Here is an 11,898-nt window from a genome sequence, read left to right on the forward strand (position 1 = left end):
TTTTCTATGCTTTATTTTGTTTTAGAAATGAATCTGCTGATGGGTCTGTCTTTGACCAACGCGACGCATCCATCATATCCGTCCAGTTTTGGAATAATTGCTGCGCATAAGAAATCCAATGCGCTGGCAACAAGTCTAGAGAATCCCCTCTGAAGTAATTTTTAGGTTTAACTGCGGTTTCTTTAGATTTATCACTATCGCGTTTGAATTCATTTAACAGCGTATCATTCTCATATTCAAAATGACCGCCGATAAATAAATCCGTTTGATCACGATTAGAGATAAAGTCTATACCCGTATACGGACTATACGTAATCACATTTAAATCTTCTTCTTCCATGACTTCTCCTGGATCCATATATGAACCTCTGGATTGTGGAATAATGTATTCTGGTATATTAAATAACGCAGGATGTGCTTGTAAAATATGATAGCGATAAATTCCAGTGAGTTTCTTTTTAAACATTCGCTTATGAATACCATAGCGATAATTCAAAGCAAATTGCGCACCCCAACAAATAAACAAACGTTGTTTCACATGTGTATTCGACCAATCAAAAATCTTTCTTAACTCCTCAATATAATAAACTTCAGAGAAATCAAGATGTTCTACAGGTGCCCCTGTCATAATCATGCCATCATAATGGCGATGTTTGACAGCTTCAAATGTTTTATAATACTGTTCTGCATGATTATAAGAAGCAGACTGTGATTTGTGAGTAACCGGATAGATAAAGTCAACATTAATTGCGTGGCTCGTCAAACCAAGCAGTCTCAGTAACTGTCTTTCAGCATCTTGTTTCACCGGCATCAAATTAACAATCAATAAATTCAAACCTTCAGGTATACGCTTCTCTTTAAATTCGATTTGCTCTGTTTTGAGTACAGGCAGAATCGGAACGCTATCAATAAACAACATCTTAAATCGCGTCTAATCCTTTTTCTAAGTCAGCGATAATATCATCAATATGTTCAAGACCGATAGACACTCGGATTGTTTCAGGTGTAATACCTGCTTTCAATTGATCTTCTTCGTTCAATTGTGCGTGTGTTGTAGAAGCCGGATGAATTACTAATGATTTCGCATCGCCCACATTCGCAAGTAAAGAGAAGAGTTCTAAAGATTCGATAAATTTAATACCTGCGTCATAACCGCCTTTGACACCGAAAGTGAAAATAGAGCTTGCACCTTTAGGTAAATATTTTTCTTTTAAATCATAATATTCGCTTGATGGTAAACCTGCATATTTAACCCATGCAACTTTGTCGTGGTTTTCTAAGAATTTCGCAACTTTTTCTGCGTTTTCAACATGACGTTCAACACGTAAAGATAATGTTTCTAAACCTTGTAGTAATAAGAAAGCATTAAATGGAGAAAGTGCTGCACCTGTATCACGTAATAATGTTGTTCTGACTTTAAATGCTAAAGCAGCTGGTCCGAATGCTTCAGTGAACACTAAATCGTGATAAGATGGATCAGGTTCTGTTAAGCTTGGGAATTTATTATTTTGTGTCCAATCGAAGTTACCGCCGTCAACGACAACACCACCCATAGAAGTACCGTGGCCGCCAATAAATTTAGTTGCTGAATGTACCACAATGTTTGCACCGTATTTAATCGGTTGAATTAAGTATGGAGAAGCGAATGTATTATCAACAATTAATGGTATACCTGCTTCGTGTGCAATTTCTGCTAATTTTTCAATATCTTCGACATTACCTTCTGGGTTACCGATTGTTTCGATATAAAGTGCTTTTGTATTATCTTTAATCGCATTTTTAACTTCATCAAAGTTTTTGCTGTCTACGATTGAAACATCGATACCGAATTTAGGTAATGTATGCGCAAATAAAGTATGAGTACCGCCATATAACGTTGAGCTTGCAACAATGTGATCACCAGCATCTGCAACGGTTTGAATCGCATAAGTAATAGCAGCCATACCTGAAGCTACCGCAACCCCAGCGACACCGCCTTCAAGTTCTGCGACACGTGTTTCAAATACCGCAACTGTCGGGTTTGTTAAACGTGAGTAAATATTACCTAATTCTTTTAAGCCGAATAAGTTCGCCGCATGTTGTGTATCATCAAATGTAAAAGATGTTGTTTGATAAATCGGTACTGCTCTCGAATGCGAAGCCTCATCTACCTCTTGTCCTGCGTGTAATTGTAACGTTTCGAATTTAAAATCATTTGTCATGTTCATTTCCTCCTTAAATGTAAAAAACGAGCCTACCTGAAAAAGATAGACTCGCTACGGGCTTATCTTTCAGGTCTTCACCTGCTGGAATTAGCACCTAACTTAAATAGGTTGCCTGGTATCGTAGGGCCAGTCCCTCCACCATTCTTGATAAGTTTTTTTATTAATTTATTCAGAGTATAGACTGAAATTCAGACAATGTCAATAGACTTTTCTTAGTTTTCTGAATTTTGAGTGAAAATAAAATATTTAGATAACAAAGTTTACATCCGCTTAATCGTAAGAGATAAAAAAATAAGACCGAGACTTTTTTCGTCTCGATCTTTATATTTATCTTGGTATATTGAAATGTTCTGCTAGTGTTTAGAACGAATCACCAACAATACTTTAATCATACTTTGCCATAAAGAACTGTGTCTTGAATAAACTAAATAGCGTGGTTCCCATTCTGGTTTGAATTTATCTTTATAACGTCTTAAACCGCTGAAACGATATAACGTATTAAAGTTATCAAAGATTTTGCCTGCGACACGTTCGTTCCAATATGAGTATTCATTTTGGCCGACATTTGATAATGTTGCCATACCCATGTTAAATGCTTTGTAGCCTTTTTCTTGGCTCCATAACAACATATGCAGATAAAGCGCGTCCATTAACGGTAAGTCCACATCTGGCAACCAACGAATTAAGTCTACTGAAATGGAATCATGATAATACGTCGGCATTAAACTACAGAATGCGATGACACGTCCATTTTCTTCTTTAAGAATCCCAATCGGTGCTTTCGATAGATAATCATGTGTGAAGCGGCCGACTGAGAAATGCATTTCATTTTTTCCGTCTAACCATTGATCACTAATATCTTCTAACTCTTTAAGGAAAGCTTCTGTATAAGGCGGTTCTATAATCTCAAAATGAACATTTTGATCTTCTAGTTTATTTAACGTTGCTCTGAAACCTCTGCGTTTTTTACCAGAAGTGGTGAACGTCGTTAAATCAATTACCGCTTCTTCCCCCAGCTTAAAGAACTGATTTCCAAAATCATGATACAACGGCATATAACGATTTGTCGCTTGATAGAAAATCACTTCATAACCAAGATCTCTAGCATAATGATATAGCGATTCAAATAAATCATTGAAACGTTTAGGATTTCCAATCGGATCACCTAATACCACAATACAATTATGTTTAAAGCGATACATCACAAACGCTTCTTTCGACTCATCCATATAAACGGTTTTATCTCCACTATGAAGCAAATGACTTAAATAGTTGCCGCCGAATTTTTCGATAATCACTTCACACTGTTCTATATCATTAGGTGGATAATCTTTACGATACGCATTTTCAAATAACCAGACAATAAACGTCACGATGATAATGACCGCAAGAATCGTCAACCATAGATAATAACGTAACATTGAGTTATCGACTTCAATTTGAAAAGCATCTACCGCGTCTAACACAAAGACAATCATATAGTGATTAAGTGTCAACATGATAACACTGATTATCAACATAGCTATAATATGGCGTAAACGAATCGGGCGTTTTAGTACTTGTGATTTCATAAACGCATAAATTAATAAGCCGAATACCACAAGCAGCCATGTAATTAATAAAAATGATGTATTCGTATACACTGTAATCACAAAAATCAATACGATAGAAACCATCGCAAATAATATTGCTCTACGGCTTTGTTTAAAGATACCGCGTACATTCAACATCAGAATTAAACATGCGCTGGTATGAATCGTCACTACAATATAGTAAAACATGTGATTCGGATCATATAAGCCTTCATAAATGATGCTGACATTGTTTAAGATAAAGACTAAGCTTGTAAACATCACGAGCAACGCTAATGAAAGTGATGGAATTTTTGAAGTGATAGATTTCTGATAAGAAAATAAAAATGAAGTCACTTCTTTAGCTGGTGTATAGTATTTCGATTGTTCAATATAACGTTTAGCTGAAGTACCGAATTCAAACATCGATAAAATCAACGCAATAACGACTGGTATGATGTAATACGCAAAACGATATAACATCAACGCTAAAACAATTTTTTCTTCTGGTAAATTCAAGTGTTTTAAGCCGACTAAAATTACGACATCAAACGCACCAAAACCTCCAGGAATAAAACTGATTAACCCCGCAATCGCCGCAATGATAAAGATACCGACAAACGATGTAAATGAAACATCCAAGTTTACAATACGCAAAGCAAAATAGAGTACAAAACTTGCGGCTAACCATTCAACACCTGACACAAGCGTTAAGTAAACACCTGTATAACGATGAGATTTTTCAACTGGTTTTCTCATCGTTATAAAAATGAAAACAGGTAAGAAACATGCGACGACATATAACAGGACATGTACGACTGGATAATCATTCAATAAGTGTTTCGCATTAAAGACATGTGTTACGACTAATATTGACAACATGCTTAAGCCAGTCAGCATAGATAGTAAAACCAATGAAATATAATGCAATAACGTTTTCGTATCTTTCACATAAGGTTTATAGACCGATAAACGTGCACCTGCACCTATAAATCCCCCGAATCCAATAATAGAATTCAGCGCATTGATAATATAGCTGACGCGCAAAACTTTAAATAGAGACATTTTTAATTTTAAAGTCCGTACCATCGTCACATCATACAGGCTTAACAATAGTATAGATAAACCTCCAGCGACTAACAGACTCGTTAATTCTACACGATTTAATTTTTCAAACAGTACAAATAATTTTTTAAAGTTCATGGTTGAGAGTTCTTTATATAAAGTCGTCACAACTAAGATAAAAAGAACAGTCGCAAACACAATTTTCGCACCGGTGATTAATCGACCTTTTAATTGTTTTGACATTGTTTCCCTCAATTCCTAACACCATTTCATACGATTCATGAAATGATTTATAATATACCAAAATGTTACCACATAACTGTATATCAAAGCACCAAAAAAATAAGACATGACACCTAACAAAAGTGTCATGCCTCAAACGTTACTTTACTTCAGTTGGTTGTTCGGGTTATCTGCCCACTCATCATCAGCAACTTCGTAAGGACCTGAATCTTGGCCGTAATAGCGGTTATAACGACGCTTAAACATACCGAATAAATGAGTTACTAATACTTTAATGACCGCATAACCAGGAATTGCGAGAATCACACCGACCATACCTAATAAATTACCTGCACATAATAACACAAAGATAATAGTCAAAGGATGAATCTTTAATGTTTTACCCATAACATTCGGTGAAATAAAGTGACCTTCAATAAATTGAACCGCTGTCCATACGACAATCAATTTCACCAACATAATTGGTGACGTAATCAACGCCATTATAATAGCTGGAGAAATTGCGATGGTTGGTCCTAAATAAGGAACCACACTCGTTACTGCGGCGATACTTGCTAAAACTAAGCTGTAATCTAAACCGATAATCGAGTAACCGATAAAGAGTAAGATACCGATACAAAATGATACAATGATTTGGCCTTGGATATAAGAACCTACTTGTAAGCTCATGCTTTCAATCACTTCATGAACATCTTGACGGTATTTCGGCGGCATTACTTTCGTTAATCCTGCTTTGAAGCGATGGCCATCTTTTAAGAAGAAGAAAAGGACGAATGGTGTAGTCACGATAACGACACCAATATTTACGACCGCTTCAGCAATCGACATGATCTTCGTTCCGAAACCATCAAAGAAATCTGAAACCATTGTCGGTACTTTCTTCGCAATTTTATCAAGTTGTTCTTGTATTTGCGTATAGAAATCAGACATACCCGCAAAATGTGACCAGCTCGTTACTTGATCGACCATTTCGTTAAATTTATCTACATAACGCGGGAAGTTATGCGCAAACGTTTTGATTTGATCGCTGATAACCGGAATCAACAAGTTCACGACTAACGCGATTAACGCAGCAGCGAAACAAAATAGAATAATAATTCCCCATAGTCTCGGGATATTATAACGTTCCATAAATTGAATAACTGGATTTAACAAGTAGAACAAGATCAAACCTAAAATAACCGGCGCTGCAATCGTATTGAATATGATTACAAACGGGTGGAATATGTACGATACTTTATCAAATATGAATATTGCTAATCCAATCATAATCAGCATCAGAAGTCCGAACATCAAGTTCTTGCCTCCGATAAACTTCATAAACCGTGTTTCGCTCAGCGAAAAACGCTTCGGTTTATCATTATTTTCCATGTACTTCACCATTCCTTGCTATTGATTAATCATATTTTATCGCTATTTGGTAAAAAAGGAAACTTTTTATTTATCATTCCCTTCAACGCTACTCTTTACCCCTAACACCTATATAAAAAACTGATGCCTAAAGAATTTAGACACCAGTTTTCGTTTTTATATTATGGTTTGACCACTGCGATTTTATCACCATGTACAACTGCACCTTCATGAACCAACTCAATTTCTGGTTGTTCTTGATTTGTGACGATAATTGGTGTAATCGTGCTGTCCGCATGTTTGTCAATATAATCTAAATCTACTTTCATCAACGGTTGACCGAGTACAATTTTATCCCCTGCTTCTACTAAAATATCGAAGCCTTGACCTTCTAATTTAACCGTCTCTAAGCCGAAGTGAATTAATAATTCAACGCCATCTTTAGACTCTAATCCGATTGCGTGTTTCGTTGGGAAAATCATCTTCACTGTCCCATCAAATGGTGCATAAACTTCGCCTTTTGATGGCTTAATCGCAAAACCGTCTCCCATCATTTTAGCTGAGAACACTTGATCAGGAACCTCTGAAAGTGATACCACTTCTCCTGTAATCGGTGCATAAATCACTGCGCCGCCTTCAGCTACAATTTCTGCTGTTTCTGTATCTCCGTCTTCTGTCACTGTCGTTTCTACTGGAGACGTAATTTTACCATCCATAATCTGTTGCATGTCATGTTTGATTTGATCTGACTTCGGTCCAAAAATCGCCTGCATATTGTTACCGACTTCAAGCACACCTGATGCCCCTAAATCTTTCAATGCTTGAACATCTACATGAGACTTATCATTCACTTCTACACGTAAGCGTGTAATACAAGCATCTAAATGTTTAATATTTGTTTTACCGCCCATCGCATCTAACACTTTAAACGGCAATTCACTTACTGATACATTCGTTTGTGTCACTTCTTGATCTTCACGACCTGGTGTTTTCAAGTTCATTTTCTTAATTAAGAATGTGAATAAGAAGTAATAAATAACTGCGTAACAAATACCGACTGGAATCACTAACAACGCATTAGAACGATCCCATGATAATAAACCATATAAAATATAATCAATAAAGCCTCCTGAGAAGGTCATACCGATTTTAACGCCTAATAAATGCATAATTAAGAATGAAGAACCTGCTAAGATGACATGTGCAACATATAAAATCGGCGCTACAAATAAGAATGAGAACTCTAAAGGTTCTGTAATCCCTGTTAAGAAGGCTGTAAGCCCTGCTGATAACATTAAACCTGCGACTACTTTCTTACGTTCTGGTTTCGCTTGACGATATATCGCAAATGCTGCTGCTGGCAAACCGAACATCATAAATGGATATTTACCTGTAGTAAATGCCCCTGCTGTAAACGGTACACCATCTTGGTATTGTGCCATCCAAATACGTTGGTCACCACGAATTAAGTTACCCGCTTCATTTGTATAATGTCCGAACTCAAACCAGAACGGTGCATAGAAGATATGATGTAGACCAAATGGAATGAGCGAACGTTCGATAATCCCGAAAATAAATGTCGTTAACGCTAAGTTTTTGCCTAATAAGAAATTAGATAAGTTGTTTAAGCCATCTTGAACAGGCGGCCATACAAAACTTAAAACAATCCCTGTGACAATTGCGACTAATGACGTAATAATCGGTACAAAGCGTTTCCCAGCAAAGAATCCTAAAAATTGCGGGAGTTGAATGTTGTAGAAGCGGTTATAACACATCGCTGCTAAAGCCCCGATAATAATCCCGCCGAACACACCTGTTTGCAGTGTTGGAATGCCTAAAATTAAAGCATGTGCCGGATCTTTTGCTGATTGTCCTAATGTTTTAGCCCCTTCAGCATAAGAATAAATATCATCAATCGTGATACCTACGACTTTACCCATTGTCGCATTCATAATTAAGTAACCGACTAATGCCGCAATACCTGCTACACCATCACCACCTGCTAAACCAAGTGCGGTCCCCATCGCAAAGAGTAATGGCAAGTTATCAAAGATGACTTGACCAGATACTTCCATAATTTGACTGATCAATTGAATATAATGATTAGCCATCCAAGGTGCATAGTGCAGAATTTGTTCGTTGTGCATTGCATTACCGAATGCGAGTAAAATCCCGGCCGCCGGTAAAATTGCTACTGGCAGCATTAAGGCCTTACCAATACGTTGTAATTGTCCAAAAAAGAGTTTGAATAACTGTTTCATAGATAACCTCCTTGTATAAAAAAAGCACGAGCTAGAAACCACCTGTTTAGAGTTTCTTAGCTCGTGCTAACTATGCGTGACGCATCGATTAAAGTGTCTAAGGTGTCGTTTCTGTGATGTTGTTTCTATTTAATTAAGACTGCTTTATCACCATGATTGACATGGCCATGTTGTAACACTTCTAATGTGCGATCATTTAAATTTGTAACGACGATTGGCGTAATCGTACTTTCAGCATGTTCTTTAATGTAATCTAAGTCGACTTTCATTAAAGGTTGGCCTAAGACGAAGTTCTCGTTTTCTTTAACTAAGATGTCGAAACCTTGACCTTCAAGTTTCACTGTTTCTAAACCGAAGTGGATTAATAGTTCCAAACCATCTTCTGATTCGATACCAATCGCATGTTTTGTTGGGAAGACCATTTTCACTGTACCGTCGAATGGAGCATATACATCACCATTGTCTGGTTTAATTGCGATACCGTCACCCATCATCTTTTCAGAGAATACTTTATCTGGTACTTCTGTAATATCTACTAATTCACCTGTAATCGGTGCATAAATCACTTCATCGCCTGTTTGCGCCACTTTCGTTGTAGCATCGCCTTCTTCAATGACTGTTGTTTCTTCAGGAGATGTGATTTTACCATCCATGATCTGCTGCATATTATGCTTGATTTGATCTGATTTCGGACCAAAGATTGCTTGCATGTTGTTACCGACTTCAAGTACACCTGAAGCACCTAAATCTTTCAAACCTTGTACATCTACTTTAGACTTGTCATTCACTTCCACACGTAAACGTGTAATACATGCATCTAAGTGTTTGATGTTAGATTCGCCGCCCATTGCGTCTAACACTTTGAATGGTAATTCATTTGTTGAAACTGTAGATGTCTGCATTTCTTTGTCTTCACGACCTGGTGTTTTGTAGTTCATTTTTTGGATGACGAAGCGGAAGACTACATAGTAGATTGCTGCGTATACTAATCCAACTGGGATGACTAACCACCATTGTGTCTTATTCGGTAAGATACCGAGTAAGAAGAAGTCGATGAAACCACCAGAGAATGTGTAACCTAAGTGCACATCTAATAAGTAAAGAATTAAGAATGATAAACCATCTAATACTGCATGGATAAAGAATAATAATGGTGCTACGAATAAGAATGAGAATTCTAAAGGTTCAGTGATACCTGTTAAGAATGATGTCAAAGCACCAGATAACATTAAACCAGCAACCACTTTTTTATTTTCTTTTTTCGCTGTTTGATAAATCGCAAGTGCCGCAGCCGGTAAACCGAACATCATTACAGGGAATTCACCTTGCATAAATTTACCTGCTGTTAAAGGCACGTTATCACGAATTTGTTCGATAAAGATACGTTGGTCACCATGAATGATTTGACCCGCTAAGTTTTTATATGAACCGAATTCAAACCAGAATGGTGCATGGAAAATATGGTGTAAACCAAACGGAATCAATAAACGCTTAATGAAACCGAATAAGAATACTGCAAGACCTGTATTTGACGCTAATAAACCTTCACTGAATGCATTTAACCCACCTTGGATTGATGGCCAAATAATTGCCATTGGAAACGCAAGAATAAATGATAACGTCGCCATCATAATCGGTACGAAACGTTTTCCTGCAAAGAATCCTAAATAACTCGGCAACGAAATGTTATAGAACTTGTTATAACACCAGGCTGCTAAGGCCCCGATAATGATACCGCCGAACACACCTGTTTGCAGTGTTGGAATCCCTAATACTGTCGCAAATCCTTTCGCAGCATCTGCTGCTTTTTCAGGTGTTACATTTAAGAACATTCCCATTGTTTTGTTTAATACGATAAAGCCGACAAATGCTGCGATCGCCGCAACACCATCTCCGCCAGCTAACCCGATTGCGACACCTAATGCGAAGATAATAGCCAAGTTATCAAAGATAATCCCACCGGCACCTTCCATCATTTTCGCAACGTTTTGGACACCTTCTACTTTAATAAAAGGCAGTAAACTTTGAAGCGCATCGCCTTGAAAGGCGTTCCCTAATGCCAAAAGTAAACCCGCTGCCGGTAAAATCGCAACAGGAAGCATTAACGCTTTACCAATACGTTGCAATTGACCGAAAAACTTTTTCCACATAAAAGTTTCCTCCTAAATTTATAAAGTTGTAAACATCACCTAGCGACATAGCAGCAAAGAAAAAAGGCATGAGTAATAAAAGCTGGAAGTACGACCAACTTTCATGACTCATGCCTAATCGAATTAGTTACACGTTATGATTTTGATTTTTATTCGCAAAATGATAAATATGCAACGTCAGATACGAGAGTTCCGCTTCATAGACAGGAACTTCAAGATGCTGCTGCATCATTTTAATGATTTTAACAGCTATATTATAGCACACAGGATAATGCGCTTTCAACATGTTTCCGAAATCTTCATTGACTTGAATGGTTTCACCTTTTTGAAGCCGTCTGATTAAGAATTGGATATGTCGGATAAAACGTTGATACACAATCGAGCTTGTATCAATCGTGTAACCTAAATCATGTTCCATAATTTGAACACTTTTATTAATAATCTCATTCGTCAATCTTACTTCGCTTAAAGTTAAATCATCTTTGCTGCTCGCGATATGTAACGCGATAAAGCCGATTTCATCATCCGGAAAATCAATATCTAATAAACCATTTAAATGCTCAATCACTTGAACGGCAATTTGATATGATTCAGGGTAAAGCTGTTTCGTTTCAATTAAAAAAGGATTTTTAATGAACTGCTGTTGTTTAATACGTTTATATGCAAACAAGATATGATCCGTTAATGCTACCACTAAATCATTATCATCAACTGAACGATCGGCTTTCGTAATAATATCAATGGCTTCAATAATGGACTGTAAGACATCATCATCTGCCATTTCGACTAACGCTTTATAATGTTCTTGTTCTGATTTATGTTCCAATTTATAAACTTTATCAATCATTGCTTTGTCAGATAAATGCATCCCTTTTTTCTTATTGAATCCGATACCTTTTCCGATAAGAACGACTTCGTGCTGTTGTGTTTCATCTTTACAGATGATGACGTTATTATTTAATGCTTTCTCTATCACGTAGCTGCTCATGAAGATCACCTTTTCTCATCAATACTCTATCTTATACATTATAGCCCATTTCACTATTGATAGCGC

Annotated in this window: 7 protein-coding genes and 1 riboswitch; all 7 genes read right to left on the minus strand. The window is 36.9% G+C overall.

Annotation, left to right across the window (positions count from 1 at the left end):
• Positions 1 to 4: 4 nt before the first annotated feature.
• Complete coding sequence (locus BU038_RS06980; protein WP_107605421.1) at positions 5 to 919, minus strand: homoserine O-acetyltransferase/O-succinyltransferase family protein; 915 nt, start codon at positions 917 to 919, stop codon at positions 5 to 7.
• 1 nt (position 920) lies between these two features.
• Positions 921 to 2,201, minus strand: coding sequence for an O-acetylhomoserine aminocarboxypropyltransferase/cysteine synthase family protein (locus tag BU038_RS06985; protein WP_107605422.1), 1,281 nt, complete (start codon positions 2,199 to 2,201; stop codon positions 921 to 923).
• Between the two features lie 59 nt (positions 2,202 to 2,260).
• Positions 2,261 to 2,358: riboswitch (SAM riboswitch) on the minus strand.
• Between the two features lie 199 nt (positions 2,359 to 2,557).
• On the minus strand, positions 2,558 to 5,083 hold the full coding sequence (gene mprF / locus BU038_RS06990; RefSeq protein ID WP_107605423.1) for a bifunctional lysylphosphatidylglycerol flippase/synthetase MprF: 2,526 nt from the start codon (positions 5,081 to 5,083) through the stop codon (positions 2,558 to 2,560).
• Between the two features lie 144 nt (positions 5,084 to 5,227).
• Positions 5,228 to 6,454 carry an AI-2E family transporter gene (locus tag BU038_RS06995; protein ID WP_107605424.1) on the minus strand — a complete coding sequence of 409 codons (1,227 nt, stop codon included), beginning with the start codon at positions 6,452 to 6,454 and terminating at the stop codon, positions 5,228 to 5,230.
• A gap of 161 nt (positions 6,455 to 6,615) precedes the next feature.
• Positions 6,616 to 8,694 carry a glucose-specific PTS transporter subunit IIBC gene (gene ptsG, locus BU038_RS07000; RefSeq protein WP_107605425.1) on the minus strand — a complete coding sequence of 693 codons (2,079 nt, stop codon included), beginning with the start codon at positions 8,692 to 8,694 and terminating at the stop codon, positions 6,616 to 6,618.
• A 125-nt stretch (positions 8,695 to 8,819) separates the two neighbouring features.
• On the minus strand, positions 8,820 to 10,844 hold the full coding sequence (gene ptsG, locus BU038_RS07005) for a glucose-specific PTS transporter subunit IIBC (protein WP_107605426.1): 2,025 nt from the start codon (positions 10,842 to 10,844) through the stop codon (positions 8,820 to 8,822).
• Positions 10,845 to 10,971: 127 nt separating this feature from the next.
• The gene (gene glcT / locus BU038_RS07010; protein ID WP_107605427.1) at positions 10,972 to 11,832 is read right to left on the minus strand and encodes a glucose PTS transporter transcription antiterminator GlcT; all 861 of its coding nucleotides are present in this window, start codon (positions 11,830 to 11,832) and stop codon (positions 10,972 to 10,974) included.
• Between the last annotated feature and the right edge of the window lie 66 nt (positions 11,833 to 11,898).

This window comes from Staphylococcus simulans (assembly GCF_003043455.1).
GTDB classification, from domain to species: Bacteria; Bacillota; Bacilli; order Staphylococcales; family Staphylococcaceae; genus Staphylococcus; species Staphylococcus simulans_A.

Excerpts from the sequence above, each read along its gene's own strand:
- BU038_RS06980 (WP_107605421.1), bottom strand. The coding sequence starts at position 919 with ATGTTGTTTATTGATAGCGTTCCGATTCTGCCTGTACTCAAAACAGAG.
- BU038_RS06985 (WP_107605422.1), bottom strand. The coding sequence starts at position 2,201 with ATGACAAATGATTTTAAATTCGAAACGTTACAATTACACGCAGGACAA.
- mprF (WP_107605423.1), bottom strand. The coding sequence starts at position 5,083 with ATGTCAAAACAATTAAAAGGTCGATTAATCACCGGTGCGAAAATTGTG.
- BU038_RS06995 (WP_107605424.1), bottom strand. The coding sequence starts at position 6,454 with ATGGAAAATAATGATAAACCGAAGCGTTTTTCGCTGAGCGAAACACGG.
- ptsG (WP_107605425.1), bottom strand. The coding sequence starts at position 8,694 with ATGAAACAGTTATTCAAACTCTTTTTTGGACAATTACAACGTATTGGT.
- ptsG (WP_107605426.1), bottom strand. The coding sequence starts at position 10,844 with ATGTGGAAAAAGTTTTTCGGTCAATTGCAACGTATTGGTAAAGCGTTA.
- glcT (WP_107605427.1), bottom strand. The coding sequence starts at position 11,832 with ATGAGCAGCTACGTGATAGAGAAAGCATTAAATAATAACGTCATCATC.